At 71.8% G+C, this 16,172-nt stretch carries 15 protein-coding genes; 8 read left to right on the top strand and 7 right to left on the bottom strand.

Going from position 1 to position 16,172, the window contains the following annotated elements; genetic code table 11:
* The 6 genes from CW359_RS37115 (at position 1) to CW359_RS37090 (ending at position 6,040) form a co-directional block, all read left to right on the top strand.
* Positions 1 to 1,038: an ABC transporter permease gene (locus CW359_RS37115; RefSeq protein ID WP_105974624.1), complete on the top strand. Its 1,038-nt coding sequence runs from the start codon at positions 1 to 3 to the stop codon at positions 1,036 to 1,038.
* Positions 1,038 to 1,931 (top strand): ABC transporter permease, encoded by an 894-nt coding sequence (locus CW359_RS37110; protein ID WP_105974623.1) that lies wholly within the window; start codon positions 1,038 to 1,040, stop codon positions 1,929 to 1,931. Before CW359_RS37115 ends, CW359_RS37110 begins: the two co-directional genes overlap by 1 nt.
* On the top strand, positions 1,928 to 2,704 hold the full coding sequence (locus CW359_RS37105) for a nucleoside phosphorylase (RefSeq protein WP_105974622.1): 777 nt from the start codon (positions 1,928 to 1,930) through the stop codon (positions 2,702 to 2,704). The genes CW359_RS37110 and CW359_RS37105 overlap by 4 nt, the downstream gene beginning before the upstream one ends.
* Complete coding sequence (locus CW359_RS37100) at positions 2,701 to 4,014, top strand: amidohydrolase (protein ID WP_105974621.1); 1,314 nt, start codon at positions 2,701 to 2,703, stop codon at positions 4,012 to 4,014. Before CW359_RS37105 ends, CW359_RS37100 begins: the two co-directional genes overlap by 4 nt.
* 174 nt (positions 4,015 to 4,188) lie before the next feature.
* A complete protein-coding gene (locus CW359_RS37095) occupies positions 4,189 to 4,860 on the top strand; it encodes a FadR/GntR family transcriptional regulator (protein ID WP_105974620.1) in 672 nt (223 codons plus the stop codon).
* 169 nt (positions 4,861 to 5,029) lie between these two features.
* The gene (locus CW359_RS37090; RefSeq protein ID WP_105974619.1) at positions 5,030 to 6,040 is read left to right on the top strand and encodes a PAC2 family protein; all 1,011 of its coding nucleotides are present in this window, start codon (positions 5,030 to 5,032) and stop codon (positions 6,038 to 6,040) included.
* 74 nt (positions 6,041 to 6,114) lie between these two features.
* On the opposite strand, the gene CW359_RS37085 is transcribed toward CW359_RS37090, so the two are convergent.
* Entirely contained in the window at positions 6,115 to 7,080 is a 966-nt protein-coding gene (locus CW359_RS37085; RefSeq protein WP_105974618.1) for an SMP-30/gluconolactonase/LRE family protein, read from the bottom strand.
* Between the two features lie 181 nt (positions 7,081 to 7,261).
* Here CW359_RS37085 and CW359_RS37080 point away from each other — a divergent pair, with 181 nt between their 5' ends.
* On the top strand, positions 7,262 to 8,950 hold the full coding sequence (locus CW359_RS37080) for a S8 family serine peptidase (RefSeq protein WP_105974617.1): 1,689 nt from the start codon (positions 7,262 to 7,264) through the stop codon (positions 8,948 to 8,950).
* A 64-nt stretch (positions 8,951 to 9,014) separates the two neighbouring features.
* On the opposite strand, the gene mshC is transcribed toward CW359_RS37080, so the two are convergent.
* The 4 genes from mshC to CW359_RS37060 form a co-directional block, all read right to left on the bottom strand.
* Positions 9,015 to 10,244, bottom strand: a complete 1,230-nt coding sequence (gene mshC / locus CW359_RS37075) for a cysteine--1-D-myo-inosityl 2-amino-2-deoxy-alpha-D-glucopyranoside ligase (RefSeq protein WP_105974616.1) — start codon at positions 10,242 to 10,244, stop codon at positions 9,015 to 9,017.
* A gap of 257 nt (positions 10,245 to 10,501) precedes the next feature.
* Positions 10,502 to 11,347: an SCO1664 family protein gene (locus CW359_RS37070; RefSeq protein ID WP_105974615.1), complete on the bottom strand. Its 846-nt coding sequence runs from the start codon at positions 11,345 to 11,347 to the stop codon at positions 10,502 to 10,504.
* Positions 11,311 to 11,901 carry a DUF3090 domain-containing protein gene (locus CW359_RS37065; protein WP_105974614.1) on the bottom strand — a complete coding sequence of 197 codons (591 nt, stop codon included), beginning with the start codon at positions 11,899 to 11,901 and terminating at the stop codon, positions 11,311 to 11,313. Before CW359_RS37065 ends, CW359_RS37070 begins: the two co-directional genes overlap by 37 nt.
* Before the next feature lie 123 nt (positions 11,902 to 12,024).
* A complete protein-coding gene (locus CW359_RS37060; protein WP_105974613.1) occupies positions 12,025 to 12,711 on the bottom strand; it encodes a histidine phosphatase family protein in 687 nt (228 codons plus the stop codon).
* 77 nt (positions 12,712 to 12,788) lie between these two features.
* Between CW359_RS37060 and corA the strand changes: the two genes are divergently transcribed.
* The gene (gene corA, locus CW359_RS37055) at positions 12,789 to 13,793 is read left to right on the top strand and encodes a magnesium/cobalt transporter CorA (RefSeq protein WP_105974612.1); all 1,005 of its coding nucleotides are present in this window, start codon (positions 12,789 to 12,791) and stop codon (positions 13,791 to 13,793) included.
* A 24-nt stretch (positions 13,794 to 13,817) separates the two neighbouring features.
* Here corA and CW359_RS37050 read toward each other — a convergent pair whose 3' ends face one another.
* Positions 13,818 to 14,606, bottom strand: a complete 789-nt coding sequence (locus CW359_RS37050) for a ferritin-like domain-containing protein (RefSeq protein ID WP_105974611.1) — start codon at positions 14,604 to 14,606, stop codon at positions 13,818 to 13,820.
* A 297-nt stretch (positions 14,607 to 14,903) separates the two neighbouring features.
* Complete coding sequence (locus CW359_RS37045; RefSeq protein WP_105974610.1) at positions 14,904 to 15,959, bottom strand: LLM class F420-dependent oxidoreductase; 1,056 nt, start codon at positions 15,957 to 15,959, stop codon at positions 14,904 to 14,906.
* Positions 15,960 to 16,172: the final 213 nt, after the last annotated feature.

Genomic DNA, 16,172 nt, shown 5'->3' with positions numbered 1-16,172 from the left:
ATGCATCGAATAAAGGCAGTTGTCGCCTCCCCCGTCGCCTTCTCCGTGCTCGCCGGGGTCGTCATCGGCGCCCTGTTCCTCGTCGGGACCGGCGCCGATCCGGTCGCCGCGTACGAGGCGGTCATCACCGGTTCGCTGGGGGCCGACGGGATCGGGTCGACGCTGACCACCCTGACGAGCGTGCTGGGACTGGCCCTCGCGCTGGCCGTTCCGCTGCGCGCCGGGCTCATCAACCTGGGCGGGGACGGGCAGTTGGTGCTCGGCGGGATGGCGGCGGCCGTGACGGGGCTGTACTCGCCGCTGCCCGCGCCGCTCACCGTCGTCCTCTCGCTGCTCGCGGGCATGGCCGCCGGTGCCGGGTACGCGGCCCTGGCCGCCGTGTGCGAGAACCGGTTCGGCGTACCGCTGCTGGTGAGCAGCCTGCTGCTGAGCTATCCGGCGGCGTCCTTCGCCTCCTACCTGGCCCGCTATCCGCTGAAGGAGCCCGGCTCCAGCCTCCCCCAGACCCGGCAACTCCCGGACGGGGTAGCGCTGGCCACCTTCGGTTCGTCGACCGTGACGGTCGGACTGCTGCTGGTGGTCGTGGCCGCTGCCGCCTACTGGTTCACCGACCGACGCACCGCGTTCGGCTACGAGATGCGGATGACCGGCCTCAACGCCCGCTTCTCCGCGTACGCGGGTGTCGAGCGCAAGGGCCTGACGCTGCGGCTGATGGCGGTGTCGGGCGCGCTGGCCGGACTCGTGGGCGCCATAGGGGTGTTGAGCTTCCCGTACCGCTTCCTGGACGGTTCGCTCACCGCCTCCGGCTACACCTGGACGGGACTGACGGCGGCCCTGCTCGCGGCTGCCTCCCCCGTCGGGACGGTCCTGGCCTCCTTCTTCTTCGCCGTGCTGCAAGTGGGCGGCCTGTCGATGGAGCGGACGACCGAGGTGCCGCGCGAGCTGACGCAGGTGCTCCAGGCGATCGTGATCGTGTTCCTGGCGGCGCGACTGCGCTTCCCCCAGTGGTGGTTCAACCGTCGCAAGGAGGCGGTGTGATGTTCTTCGACTCCGATCTCCTCATGTCGGCGCTGCGCGCGCTGACGCCCATCCTGCTGGCCGCGCTCGGCGGGGCCGTCTGCGAGCGTGCGGGCGTCTTCAACATCGGCCTCGAAGGCATGATGCTGATGGGCTGCTTCACCGCCGTGGCCACGAGCTGGTTCACCGGCAGCCCCTGGCTCGGCGTCCTGGCGGCGGCCCTCGCCTCCGCCGCGTACTCGCTCATCCTGGCCGTGGGCGCGGTCACCCTGCGCGGGGACGCGGTGGTGCTCGGAATCGCCCTGAATCTGCTGGCGGTTGGCCTCACCAGCTTCCTCCTCCGTACCGTCTTCGGTGTGCAGGGCACTTTTGACGATCCGTCACTGGCCGGGCTGCCGTTGGTCGGTGGCTTCTCGCCGCTCGCCTATCTGGCGTGGGCGTCGGTCGGCGTGGCCGCGCTGATGCTGTCCCGGCATGTGTGGGGGCTCCGGCTGCGCGGGGTCGGCGAGGCACCGGACGCGGCGGCCACGCTCGGGGTGAGCCCGGTCAAGTACCAGTACGCGGCCGTGCTCGTCTCGGGTGTGCTGTGCGGGCTCGCGGGGGCCCAACTCGCCCTCGGCAACGTCACCTTGTTCTCGGAGAACATGACGGCGGGGCGCGGCTGGATCGCCGTCGTCGCGGTGATGCTGGGCCGTGCGCTGCCGTTCGGGGTGCTGCTGGCGGCGCTGCTGTTCGGTGTCGCGGAGGCGGCCGGCTTCCGGCTCCAGGGCCTCGGTCTGCCGCAGCAGGCGACCGACGCGGCGCCGTACGTCGTCACGCTCGGCGCCCTCTTCCTGACGACGGCCCGCCGCCGTCGCCGTACCCCTGCCACGTCCACCACCGCCGACCCAACTCCCACCGGAGCCGTTTCATGACGCAGGACCTGTTGCCCGTCACCCGGATACCCCGCACGGGGCTGCCGCCGCGCGCGCTGGTCGTCGGCGACCCGCAGCGTGCCGCTCTCGTCGGCGCGAAGCTGGAGGGCGCGCGGGAGGTGTCGTACCACCGCGAATACCGGGTGTTCAGCGGGAGTTGGAAGGGCGTGCCGGTGCTGGTCGCCTCGCACGGGGTGGGCGGCCCGGGGGCGATCCTGCTGTTCCAGGAGCTGGCGGACGCCGGTGTGCGGACCTTCCTGCGGTTCGGTACGGCCGGTGCGATGCGGCCGGGGATCGGCGACGGCGACCTCGTGATCGCGGAGGCGGCCGTCCGGGACGACGGTGTCACCCAGCAGTTGCTGCCCCCGGAGTACCCGGCGGTGTCCTCCCCGGAGGCGGTGCTCGCGCTCCAGCGGGCGGCGCGCGAGGCGGGCGCCCCGCACCACCGGGGCATCGTGTGGACGCGGGCCGCCTTCCAGCCCGGTCTGCTCCCCCTCTTCTCCTACGAGGGCGCCGGACTCGCCGCCATCGAGATGGAGTTGAGCGCGCTGCTGGTGACCGCATCGCTGCGCGGACTGGTCGCGGGCGGAGTGGTCGTCGTCGACGGGGCGAACGCCGATGAACTGGTCGACGAGACCGTCACCGGCGGCTACAACCCGCACCGGGAGGTCGTCGCGGAGGGTGTGGAGCGCGGCGCGGTGGTGTCGCTGGAGGCGCTGCGGCTGCTGGCGGAGGCCGAGGCCGAGAACGAGTCCGGGGAGCCCCTCGTATGAGTGAGTCTCAGCGTGAACCGATCGACCTGCTCGTCCACGGCGGCGACGTGCTCACAGTCGACGAGGCCGGAACCGTTGTTCACACCGGGGCCGTCGCCGTGCGCGACGGCGAGATCGTCGCCGTAGGACCGGCTTCCGAGCTGACAACTCGGTTCACAGCCACCGAGTCCCTTGACGCCTCGAACTGCCTGATCCTGCCCGGCCTCGTCAACACGCACACCCACCTCGCGATGACGCTCCTGCGCGGCCGGGCCGACGACGTCACCCTTCAGGGCTTCCTGGAGCGCGTGCTCAAGTGGGAGGCGCAGCTGCTCTCGCCGGAGAACGTGGCGGCGGCCGTCCGGCTCGCGGTCGCCGAGAGCGTGCGCGCCGGGGTGACCTCGGCCCTCGACATGTACTGGTTCCACGAGGCGGCCGAACAGGCGGCCCGTGAGGCGGGCTGGCGGCTGCACACCGGCCCCACCTTCATGGACGTACCGCAGCCGCCCGACGGCATCGCCTACGAGGACCGGCTGGCCTGGGCTCGCCAGGACCTGGAGTCGCGCGGCAGCCCGCGCCCCGGGTTCCGCCCGATCCTCTTCGCGCACTCCACCTACACCCTCTCCCCCGACCAGTTGGTCGAGATCGCCGCCCTGGCACGGGAGTTCGGCGCGCTGCTGCACATCCACGCCGCCGAGAACGCGACCGAGGTCGCCACCGTCGAGGTCAAGTACGGCAAGCGCCCTGTCGAGTTGCTCGACTCGATCGGGCTGCTCGGCCCCGACCTGCTGCTGGCCCACGCCGTGGACCTGACCGGGCCGGAGATCGCGGCGCTGGCCCGCACCGGCACGGCCGTCGCCCACTGTCCGGTCTCCAATCTGAAGCTCGGCTGCGGTATCGCGCCCGTGCCCCGGCTGCTCAGCGCGGGCGTCACGGTCGGCCTCGGCACGGACGGGGCCGTCAGCTCCAACACCCTGGACGTGCTGGGGGCGGTCCGCCAGGCGGCCCTGGTGCACAAGGCGGGCGGCGACCCCACGGCCGTCGGCGCCGAGCAGGCCGTACGCATGGCGACCGTCGAGGGCGCTAAGGCGCTGGGCCTGGGCGACCGGCTGGGCTCGCTGGAGGTGGGCAAGCGGGCCGACCTGATCGTGCTCGACCTGAACGCCCCGCATCTGCGGCCCCGGCACGACCCCTGGTCGACGCTCGCGTACGCGGCGCACTCGGCGGACGTCCGGGACACCGTCGTGGACGGCAGGGTGCTGATGCGGAACCGGACCCTCACCACGATCGACGAGGCCGCCGCCCTCGCCGACCTGGAAGCACTCGCCTGAAAACCGAACCGGCAGCGCGCGGGTACCGTTTCCGCCACCCTTGGGGGACCCTCGTACGGGCTGACATCGCACTTTGCGTCCCGTTCAGCCCACTGAACCCCCATAATGGCCTGAGACATCGGATGTCTGAACGACAGGTCTGCACGACAGGTCAGAACGGCAGGGAGGCCCGCCATGGCAGTCACCGACGAGGCGATCGAGAAGATCAAGGGAATGATCGTCTCCGGGTCGCTGCGCCCCGGCGACCGGCTGCCCAAGGAGAGCGAGCTGGCGGCCGAACTCGGCCTGTCCCGCAACTCCTTGCGGGAGGCGGTGCGCGCCCTGTCGCTCATCCGGATCCTCGACGTGCGGCAGGGCGACGGCACCTATGTCACCAGTCTCGATCCCCAACTCCTCCTCGAAGCACTGAGTTTCGTCGTCGACTTCCACCGCGACGACACGGTCCTGGAGTTCCTGGCCGTGCGCCGCATCCTGGAACCGGCCGCGACCGCGATGGCGGCGGCGCGCATCAGCGAGCAGCAACTGGACGCGCTCTCCGCCCAGTTGGACCGGCTCGGCGGAGCGCCGTCGGTGGAGGAACTGGTCGCCGCCGACCTGGAGTTCCACCGGGGCATCGTGCAGAGCTCCGGCAACTCGGTGCTCTGTTCGCTGCTCGACGGTCTGTCCGGGCCCACCACCCGGGCCCGGATCTGGCGCGGGCTGACCCAGGAGGACGCGGTCAGCCGTACGCTGCACGAGCACCGGGCGATCCTGGGCGCCCTGCGCGACCGGGACGCGGAGGCGGCGCGGTCGTGGGCGACGGTGCACATCGCGAGCGTGGAGCAGTGGCTCAGGTCGACCCTCTGACCCCCTCACTTGTGAGGGGGGTGGTGCGGGGTGGCTCAAGGGTGGTGTTTACGGGCGTCCATCGGGGCAGTGATCCGTTCACTCCCCCGTGCAAGGGGGCTGCGGGCGCCCCCGCCACACGCCGTAAGGTTGGGTGGTCAAACGAGGGCACGTCGGAAGGAGGCGCTGGGTGATCGAGCTGGAGGGGGTTCCCGAGCTGATCGACCCAGTCATGGTGGCCGCGTTCGAGGGTTGGAACGACGCAGGCGACGCCGCTTCCAGCGCGGTCGCGCATCTGGACCGGGAGTGGAAGGGCGAGGTGTTCGCGGCGCTCGACGCCGAGGACTACTACGACTTCCAGGTCAACCGCCCCACCGTGTGGCTGGATGCCGGTGTGCGCAAGATCACCTGGCCGACGACAAGGTTGTCGGTGGTCCGGGTGGGCGGCGACAAGCCCCGTGACCTGGTCCTGGTCCGGGGCATCGAGCCGTCGATGCGCTGGCGCTCGTTCTGCAACGAGCTGCTTGGCTTCGCGCACGAACTGGGTGTGGAGCTGGTGGTGATCCTGGGCGCCCTGCTCGGTGACACCCCGCACACCCGTCCGGTTCCGGTCAGCGGGGTCACCTCCGACCCGGATCTGGCCCAGCGGATGGACCTGGAGGAGACCAAGTACGAGGGCCCCACGGGCATCGTCGGCATCCTCCAGGAGGCGTGCACGCACGCGGGCGTACCGGCGGTGTCGCTGTGGGCGGCGGTCCCGCACTACGTCTCGCAGCCGCCCAACCCGAAGGCCACGCTGTCCCTCCTGAACCGTCTGGAGGACCTGATCGACGTCCGCATCCCGCTGGGCGAGCTGCCCGAGGACGCGCGCGCCTGGCAGGTGGGCGTGGACCAGCTGGCCGCCGAGGACAGCGAGGTCGCGGAGTACGTGCAGACGCTGGAGGAGGCCAGGGACACCGCCGAGCTGCCCGAGGCGACGGGCGAGGCGATCGCACGCGAGTTCGAACGCTATCTGCGCCGCCGTGACGGCGGCGGCCCCGGGGGCCCCGGTCCGGTCCCCGGCGGCCACGCCACGGCGGACGGCACGGACAGCGCGTCGTACCTCCGCGACAACCCGGCCGCACCCCGCCCGAAGCCGCAGCCGCCGAAACCGCCCCAGCTCCCGAGCACGGACGACGAGGACCCGCCGGCGGAGGACTGACCCGGTCGGACCGGACGGCGGGAAGGGCCGGTGCGCACCACGCGCACCGGCCCTTCCCCCGTGTACGGAATCCGTCAGCGGTCGACGGCGACCACGGCGTACGTCGTGTCGGGCGTCGGCGTCGTGGTGAAGCGGGCGTTGGGCAGATACAGCCGGTTGCGGTACGCGGCCACGGTCGTCGGCACATCGAAGTCCGGGTCGGTGACGCGCCGCCGGAAGACCCCGCTGCTGCCGTCCGGGGAGAGCGTGAACACGTCGATCGCGTTCTGCCGGTTCTGTACGACGTACAGCGTGCGCCCGATCAGCAGCAGACCGTCGCCGTTGGTGAGCGGCGCCGCGTCCCCGAGCCCGACAAGCCGGGTGACCCCGGTGCGCGGGTCCACCCGGTGCAGTCCGCCGACCCCGGACTGGACGACGAGCAGCGCCTTTCCGTCGGGGGTGGCGGTGATGCCGTTGGCGTTGACGACCTCGCCGGGCACCTGGCTCCAGTCACCGCTCAGGGTGATCCGTACGACGTCGGAGGCGTCCGGCAGCGCGCCGCCCCGGCCGAGCGGGAGGACGTACAGAGCGGGCTGGAACGAGTCGGTGAAGACCGCCGCGCGCTTGGTCAGGAACACGTCGTTGGCGAAGGTGGGGGTCGCCGTGGTGAGGGCGTAGGAGGCGAGGACCGCGCCGGTACGGGTGTCCACGACGCGGGCGCCCTGGGCGCGGGCTGCGACGAACAGCCGTCCCTGGGCGTCGAGTTTGAGCCCGACGGAGGGGGTGCCGGGTCCGGCCGAGATGATCTCGCCGGCGCCGGTGCGCAGATCGGCGCGGTAGATCGAGCCGTCACCGAGCGAGCCCAGATAGGCGTAGGGGCCGGCTCCGGTGGCTATGCCTTCGGGGCGGAAACCGTTCGGCAGGGGTATCAGGGTCGGCAGGTTCTTCGGGGAGGCGGCGGCCGGTGAGGCGACCAGGGCGGCGGACACGGTGGCGGCTCCCGCGACGAGGAGTCCGCGGCGGCTGACTTGGCGTGCGAAGGAACCGTGTGTGGGTGCCACGGGGTTTCCTTCCAGGAAGGGACCGGCAGTTGGCCGGTCCTGCGGGTCAACTGACCCCGCCACCACATCACATGTCCACTCGCACCACACCCTGCCACAGTGAGTCGACAGCACCTCGACAGCAAGGACGCACCGAAGAGCCCTGTTTGGCACCCGCACGGACCGAAGGGAGCGGTTTGCGATGACCGACCAGGTACAGCCGGGAATCACCTGTCGTGCGGCCGGGCAGGAACTGATCGTCGTCGCCCGCCCCGAGGTCCGGCTCCGGGCCAGGCCCGACGGTGTGCGCTCGGCGGCCGGTGCGGACGTGTCGGCGCTCGGCCGGTTCCTCGGTGCCGAACGACTCGTCCTGGAACCGCTGTTCGGCGGCGAGGAGCGACTCCGGCCGACCACGACCGACGGCCTGCCCGACCTCGCGTTGTTCTACCGGGTGCGCGGCGGCGAGGCGCGGGTCCGTGAACTGCGGTCGGGGATCGCCGAGTTGCCGGGCATCGACACGGCGTACGTCAAACCGGGCGCCCTGCCCGCCACTTCGCGGGCGACGGGAGCGAGCGCGGCGGAGGAGGGTGCGGCGGACGCGGGCGCCACAGCGACCCCCGACCTCACCGGCCGGCAGGGCTTTCTGCGGCCCGCGCCCGAGGGGGTGGACGCCCGGTGGGCGTGGGAGCGGCCGGGCGGTTCGGGGCGGGGCGTCACGGTGATCGACGTCGGAGGTGCCTGGGAGTTCGGCCACGAGGCGCTCGCCGCCGGGCTCGCGGGGGTGGTGGCCGGGACGCCGGTGGCCGACCTGGCCTGGCGCAACCACGGCACGTCCGTGCTGGGCGTGCTCGGCGGCGCCCGTGACGGGCGCGGGGTCACCGGGATCGTCCCGGACGCGGTGACGGCCGCCGTGTCCGTCCAGGGGCTCGGGACTGCCGCCGCGATCCACACCGCCGCCGGCCGGCTCGGTCCCGGAGACCTCGTCCTGGTCGGGCTGCACCGGCCGGGGCCGCGCTTCGACTTCGCGCTCCGGGAGGACCGGCGGGGCTGTATCGCCCTCGAATGGTGGCCGGACGACCACGCGGCCGTCCGGCACGCCACCGCCCGGGGCGTCCTCGTGGTGGCCGCCGCGGGCGACGGCCGCGAATCGCTCGACGACGGTGTGTACGAGCGCCGCCCGGACGGGTTCCCCGACTGGTGGCGCAACCCCTTCCACCCCGAACACCCCTCCTCCGGCGCGGTCCTGGTCGGCGCGGGCGCCCCGCCGCCCGGCACGCACGGGCGCGAGCACGGCCCCGACCGGTCCCGGCTCGCGTTCTCCAACCACGGGGCCCGGGTGGACGCGCAGGGCTGGGGCCACGAGGTCACGACGGCGGGCGGCTGCCTGGACCGGCCCGGTGATCTCCGGGGCGGCCCCGAGGAGATCGCCTGGTACACAGACACGTTCCGCGGGACCTCCGCCGCCGCGGCGACGGTGGCGGGCGCCCTGGCCGCGCTGCAGGGCATGCTCAAGGCGGCGGCCCGGCCGCCGATGAGCCCCGGAACGGCCCGTACGGTGCTGCGGGACACCGGTTCCCCGCAGCGGGACGCACCAGGCCGGCCTACCGCCGAGCGGATCGGGGGCCGGCCGGACATCAGGGCGGCGGTGACCCGGCTGCTGCCGGAGGCGGTCGGTTCGGGCCGCGCCGAGCGCTACTGGGACGAGCTGCTCCCTTACCCGCGCGAACTCCCGCCCAGACTCCGGCTGTTCGTGTCCGGCGCGTGGCGCAACCTCGACCGGCCGTCCCCCGAGATCCGGCAGGCGGTGCACAGGGCATTCGCGGGTGGCAGTCCGGACGTACGGGTGTGGTTCTCGGACGACGAGGTGGTGGGGCTGGTGATCGCCGGGTGAACGGCGGCGGGGCGCCGGGTGGTCGACCCACCCGGCGCCCCGCTTCCTGTACGGGTGTTTCTCGTTACAGCGCCACGCCCAGCAGGGCGTCCACGGCGCGGGACACGACGCCGGGTGCGCCCTCGTCCGTACCGCCCTGCTCGGTCTGGAGGGCCGCCCAGCGGTCCACGGCGGCCAGGGCCGTCGGGGCGTCCAGGTCGTTCGCCAGGGCCTCGCGCAGTTCCTCGACGAGCGCGTCGGCGGACGGGCCGTCCGGACGGGACACGGCGGCCCGCCAGCGTCCGAGGCGCTCGACGGCGTCCTCCAGCACCTGGTCGGTCCACTCCCAGTTGGCCCGGTAGTGGTGGGCGAGGAGCGCGAGCCTTATGGCGGCCGGGTCGACGCCCTCGCGGCGCAGCGCGGACACGAAGACGAGGTTGCCTCTGGACTTGGACATCTTCTCGCCGTCGAGCGCGACCATGCCGGCGTGGACGTACGCCTTGGCCATGGGGAACTCGCCGGTCAGCACCTGGGCGTGCGAGGCGCCCATCTCGTGGTGCGGGAAGGCGAGGTCGGAGCCGCCGCCCTGGACGTCGAAGCCCATCCCGAGGTGGTTGAGGGCGATGGCGACGCACTCGATGTGCCAGCCGGGGCGCCCTCGGCCGAGCGAGCCGCCGTCCCAGCTGGGCTCGCCCTCGCGGGCGGCCAGCCACAGCATCGGGTCGAGCGGGTTCTTCTTGCCGGGGCGGTCGGGGTCGCCGCCGCGCTCGGCGGACAGCAGGCGCATCGCGGCGGCGTCCAGGTTGGACACCCTGCCGAAGTCGGGGTCGGACTCGACGGAGAAGTAGACGTCCCCTTCGAGTTCGTAGGCGGCGCCGGCGTCCCGGAGGCGCTCGACGAGGGGCACGATGCCGGGTATCGCCTCGACGGCGCCGATGTAGTGCTCCGGGGGGAGCATCCGCAGGGCGGTCATGTCCTCGCGGAAGAGGGCGGTCTCCTTCTCGGCGAGGCCGGCCCAGTCGATGCCGTCGCGCTGCGCTCGCTCCAGCAGGGGGTCGTCGATGTCGGTGACGTTCTGGACGTAGTGAACCTGCCGCTTGGTGTCGAGCCACACGCGTTGGACGAGGTCGAACGCGTTGTAGGTCGCCGCGTGACCCATGTGGGTCGCGTCGTACGGGGTGATGCCGCAGACGTAGATACGGGCGACGGGACCGGGGTCGAGGGTGACGAGACCGCCGGTCGCGGTGTCGTGGATCCTCAGGTCGCGGCCCTGACCAGTCAGGGCGGGGACCTCGGAAGCGGGCCAGGCATGCATGTCATGAGCGTAACCGGACGGATGTTCCGTATACGAGCTGGACGGGGGTGAGATGGCCTGGAAGGCGGTCTTGCGAGATTCGTCTCAGTGTCGTAGGTGGGGGGTGGTGTCCCAATTCGTTTGCCTGCGGGCCGGTGGGGGCTTGTCGCGCAGTTCCCCGCGCCCCTAAAAGCGCCGGCTGGCCCTCTTCGTTTGGCCGCGGGCTCGGTGGGGGCTGGGCGCGCAGTTCCTCGCGCCCCTGACGGTCCCCCGCGTCCTCACACCGGGGGCCAGGGGATCGACGGCCACTCTCCGCTCGGTTCCGGGTGTTTGCCGGTCGACAGGAGTTGGTTCACCCTTGTGCGCGTCGCGGACACCTCCGCCGTGGTGATCAGGGCCTCCAGGCGGGTGCTCAGGGGGGCGCCCGGGGTCAGGGACGTGTGCAGGGATGTGAGAACCGACACTGCCTCCGCGGGGAGCGGGTCGCCTGCCCAGCCCCATAGCAGGGTGCGCAGCTTGTTCTCTGTGTTGAAGGTGACTCCGTGGTCGATGCCGTACAGGCGGCCCTCCTCGCCCGGCAGCAGATGGCCGCCCTTGCGGTCCGCGTTGTTGATCACCGCGTCCAGGACGGCCAGGCGGCGCAGGCGTTCGTCGTCCGCGTGGACGAGAAGTGCCGTCCTGCCCTCCCCCACCTCCGCGAAGGCGATCGCCTTCCAGCCGGGGCCGGGCTCCTCGGCGTCCAGCAGGGCCAGCAGCTGGGCCCCCTCCGCCGCCGCGTCGATCCACAGCTGGCACATGCCCTCGCCGTACGGGCCCTCTCGCAGCACCGTCGGCGGGATCAGACCCCAGCCGGTCGCCTCCGAGACCTCGTACGCCGCCAGCTCGCGCCCGGCGAGGGTGCCGTCGGGGAAGTCCCACAGGGGGCGTTCACCGGCCACCGGCTTGTAGATGCAGGCGGCCTCCTCGCCCTCGTACGAGACCGTGCAGTACAACGCCGCGTTCGACGCCTCGCTGATGCGCCCGCGTACGGTCAGCTCGCCCTTGGTGAGCAGTTCCGTGGGCGTGGGCGTGGGCGTGGGGGTGGCTTTCACGCTCCGCGGCGGTATCCGTTCTGGCGCGGACATACGTGTCCTTCCGGGTCGAGCGGGAGGCTGCACAGGGGGCACGGCGGCCGGCCGGCGTTGACGACGTCCAGGGCGCGCTTGGCGAAGGCGCGGGCCTGCGCGCCGGTGAGGCGGACGCGCAGCATCGGGGGGCCGTTCTCTTCGTCCTGGAGGAGCCGTTCCTCGGCCTCGGCGAGGTCCTCCTCGGAGTCGGCGTCCAGTTCCACCAGTGCCTGCGCCTCGACGATCATGCGCTGCTCGTCGCCGTCCCAGGCGAGCGCCATGGTGCCGACCCGGAACTCCTCCTCGACGGGGGTGTCGAGGGGCCGGGTGTCGGACACCTCGCCGGGGGCCACGGCCGGGACGGAGGCGTTGCCCCCGCTACGGCGTACGACCTCGTCGAGGAGTTCGTCCATGCGTTCGGCGAGCGCGGCGACCTGGGTCTTCTCCAGGGCCACGCTGGTCACCCGGGGACCCGCGGTGGCCTGGAGGAAGAACGTACGGCGCCCGGGCAGTCCGACCGTACCGGCCACGAAGCGGTCCGGGGGGTCGTAGAGGAACACCTGACGGGACACGTCCTGTCTCCATTGAATCGAATGAACCGGGATCGGAAGAATCTTGATCGGATGAATCTGGATCGACTGATTTTCGGCATTCGCGGTGCTGCCGCGACCGCTTCACCCTACTGCTGCCGACGATCACGGTGCGCCCGCACCACCCCCGACCGCGGCCTCCTCGCCCGGGGGCTCCTCGCGGGGCGCCAGGGAGGCGAAATCGCCGGTGTCGCCGAGGCGAACGAGAAATGGCCGGAGCCGGGTGTAGCGGATCGCGGTGACGGAGCACGGGTCGACGGACACCCGCTGGAAGAGGTCGAGATGGAGCCCGAGGGCGTCGGCGACCAGGGACTTGATGATGTCGCCGTGCGAGCACATGACGTAGACGGCGTCGGCGCCGTGCTCGGCCTCCACGCGCGCGTTCCACTCGCGTACGGCCTCCGCGGCGCGCGTCTGCATGGCCCGCATGGACTCGCCACCGGGGAAGGCGGCGGCGGTCGGGTGGCTCTGGACGACCTGCATCAGGGGCTCGTCCATCAGCTCGGCGAGCTTGCGCCCGGACCAGTCGCCGTAGTCGCACTCCGAGATCCGTTCCTCGGTGTGCGCGCGCAGCTCCGGGCGGGCGTCGAGCAGCGGCCGGACCGTCTCCTGGCAGCGCTGCAGCGGGCTGGTGACGACCTCCGAGATCGGCAGCCCGGCGAGCCGCCCGGGCAGTGCGGCGGCCTGCGCGGCTCCTCGTTCGTCGAGGGCGACGCCGGGGGTGCGGCCGGCGAGCACTCCGGAGGTGTTGGCGGTGGAACGTCCGTGCCGGACGAGGATCAGCGTGGGCATGCGGCCCAGGGTAGGCGTACGGATCGCCGTGGTACGCGGGGGTGCGTTTCCGGCCGTACGGCGGGAGAATTCGCACCGTGATCGTCGACTGCGCCATCTACCGCGACGGACGGCGGACGGAGGGCCCCGCGGACTTCTCCGCCGCCCTCGACACGTGCCGCACGCACCGGTCCGGGGACGCGTTCGTCTGGATCGGGCTGTACGAGCCCACGGAGAAGGAGTTCGACCGGGTCACGCAGGAGTTCGGACTGCATCCCCTGGCCGTGGAGGACGCCCTCAACGCGCATCAGCGGCCGAAGCTGGAGGTGTACGACGACTCGCTGTTCATGGTGCTCAAGCCGGTCGGCTACGAGCCGAAGGCGGACATCGTCTCCTCCGGCGAGATCATGGTCTTCATCGGCGACTCCTTCGTGGTGACCGTCCGGCACGGCGTGGAGGCGCCCCTGGCGGCCGTACGGCACCGGCTGGAGGCCGAGCCCGAGATGCTCCGGCACGGCCCCACCGCGGTGCTGTACTCGATCGCCGACGCGATCGTCGACCACTACGTGGAGGTGGCGGACGAGCTGGGCACCGACCTGGAGGAGCTGGAGGCGGAGGTGTTCTCGCCGTCCGGCGGCGGCTCGCGGAACACTGCGTCGCGGATCTACACCTTCAAGCGCCAGATCCTGGAGTTCCGCCGCGCCACCGGCCCCCTGGCGGCACCCCTGGGCAGGCTCTCGGGCACGGGCCTGTTCGGCGCGCGCGTGCCGTTCGTCCACGAGAAGGCGGAGCCCTTCTTCCGGGACGTCAGCGACCACCTCACGCGCGTGAACGAGTCCGTGGAGGGCCTGGACCGCCTGGTCTCCGACGTGCTGTCGGCCCACCTCGCGCAGATGAGCGTCCGGCAGAACGACGACATGCGGAAGATCTCCGCGTTCGCCGCCATGGCCGCGATCCCCACGATGGTCGCGGGGATCTACGGCATGAACTTCGACCACATGCCGGAGCTGCGCTGGGCGTGGTCGTATCCGGTGCTGATCGCGGGGATGGCGGTGGTGGAGGTCCTGCTCTACCGGATGTTCAAGCGCAGGGGCTGGTTGTAGTAACGCGGTACCGCGGTGGTGCGTTCACGCGAACTCGGGTGCCGCGGTCGCAGGGCCGCCCAGGGCGTCGCGCCGTTCGGGCATCCGCAGGGAGACCATGCGGCGCCAGCCGACGGCGCGCTCGTAGACGTACACCGCGCGGATGCCCGCCGCGAGGACGGCCGCCTTGGGACGCGGCCAGTCCAGTACGCGTCCCATGTGGGCCATGACCGCGAGGCTGACGTCCCGGTAGACGCGGATCTCGGCGAGGGCGCACTCGCGCAGGGTGCGCTGGATGGCGCGGCCGTGGCCGGCGGCGGCGAAGCGCAGCAGCTCCTCGTGGCAGTAGGCGAGGTGGTTGTCCTCGTCGTTGGAGATCATCCGTACCGCGCGGCCGAGGTCGGGGTGGTCGCCGAAGTACTTGCGCAGCAGCTCCATCTCCTCGGAGGCGCGCTGCTCGGTGACACGGCTGTGGGCGAGGTAAGTGACGATGTCCTGGACGGTCAGCGGCTCCTCGCCCTTGAGCTTCTCGTGCGCGAGACCGATGCCCTGCCGCTCCAGCAGCATCGTGTAGTCGGTGTCGGCCGGGACGTCGACGGGCCGCAGGCCGCGCTTCTTCAGCAGGGCGTTGAAGATCCGCCCGTGCTTGTCCTCGTCCGCGCCATGACGGGTGATCTTGGGAGCGAGGGCGCGTTCGTCCGCCGGGACGAGCGCGGCGATACGGGCGTTCTCCCAGCCGCCCTGGGACTCACCGCTGGCCGCGATGGAGCAGAAGAGACGGAAGGAATCGTCGTTGTCGAGGATCTCCTGGAACAGACTCCTGGCCGAAAGCATCAGAGGCACCTCTCGCAGTTCCGCGTTCCGCGGGGTTCCGCAAAGAACGAGTCAAAGAACCGGTCAGGGAACGAGTCAAATGCGGTGCCAGGGGCGCTGCAACAGCTGTGTCGGACAACTCCGCCAAAAGGAGGACGTGAGGGGGCGCGGGTGGACGTAAGTACGAGGGTGCGGAGGGGGCCGGAGGCGCGCGGAGGGCGTAACCGCGGGGCCGTCGGCGCGTTGTGCTCCGTGACGGCCGTGGCGGGGAAGACCCCCGAGCCCCCACCACGGCCGCGGAACTTCTCAAGCCTTCGGCTACGCCAGTCCGGCGCGCTCCAGGGCGTCGGTGCCGGCCCGCAGCGAGGCGATCCGCTCGTCGAGCGTGAAGCCGGCCGGAGCGAGCGTGAGGGTGGTGACACCGGCGGCGGCGTAGGCCCGCATCCGGTCGGCGATCCGGTCCACCGAGCCGAGCAGCGTCGTCTGGTCGATCAGGTCGTGCGGAATGGCCGCGGCGGCGCCGTTCTTGTCGCCGGACAGGTACTTGTCCTGGATCTCGGCGGCTTCCTTCTCGTAGCCCATGCGCTGGGCGAGCTGGTTGTAGAAGTTCTGCTTACGGCTGCCCATGCCGCCCACGTACAGCGCGGTGTACGGCCGGAAGGTGTCCGCGAGCTTCGCCACGTCCTTGTCGTCCCCGACGGCGAGCGGGAGCGTCGGGCAGACGTCGAACCCTTCGAGGGTCTTCCCGGCCTTCTCGCGCCCGGCGCGCAGGTACTGGATGGCGGTGTCCTCGATGTGCGCGGCGGACGGGAAGATCAGCAGCGCGCCGTCGGCGATCTCGCCGGTCTGTTCGAGGTTCTTGGGGCCGATCGCGGCGATGTAGAGCGGGATGTGCTCGCGCTCGGGGTGCACGGTCAGCTTGATGGGCTTGCCCGGGCCGCCGGGCAGCGGCAGCGTCCAGTGCTCGCCGTCGTGGGAGAGCCGCTCGCGGCTCATGGCCTTGCGTACGATCTCCACGTACTCGCGGGTGCGGGAGAGCGGCTTGTCGAACTTGACGCCGTACCAGCCCTCGGAGACCTGGGGTCCTGAGACGCCGAGGCCGAGGCGGAAACGGCCGCCGGAGAGCGAGTCGAGGGTCGCGGCGGTCATCGCGGTCATCGCGGGCTGGCGGGCCGGGATCTGGAAGATGGCCGAGCCGACGTCGATGCGTTCGGTCTGGGCGGCGACCCAGGTGAGTACGGTGGCGGCGTCCGAGCCGTAGGCCTCGGCGGCCCAGCAGACGGCGTATCCGAGCCGGTCGGCCTCCTGGGCGACGGCCAGATTGTCCGCGTCCATTCCGGCGCCCCAGTAGCCAAGGTTGATCCCGAGCTGCATGGCCGATTCCCCTTACCGATCAGTAACGTCCCTTGTCGGTCCGACACTAGCGTGTGGGGGCGGGGGTGGCGGTGGGGCGTTGATCTCACCTGGCTTCCTCGCCCCCGCCGCCCCTACCCGTCCCATCCCTGGGGGCTGCCGCCCCCGGACCCCCGCTTTGTCCTCAATCGCCGGACGGGCTGGAGGGTGGGACGGGCCTGGGGTGGGTGGGTT

The sequence above is a fragment of the Streptomyces geranii genome, assembly GCF_002954775.1.
GTDB classification, from domain to species: domain Bacteria; phylum Actinomycetota; class Actinomycetes; order Streptomycetales; family Streptomycetaceae; genus Streptomyces; species Streptomyces geranii.
This window is presented reverse-complemented; position numbering and strand designations above follow the sequence as displayed.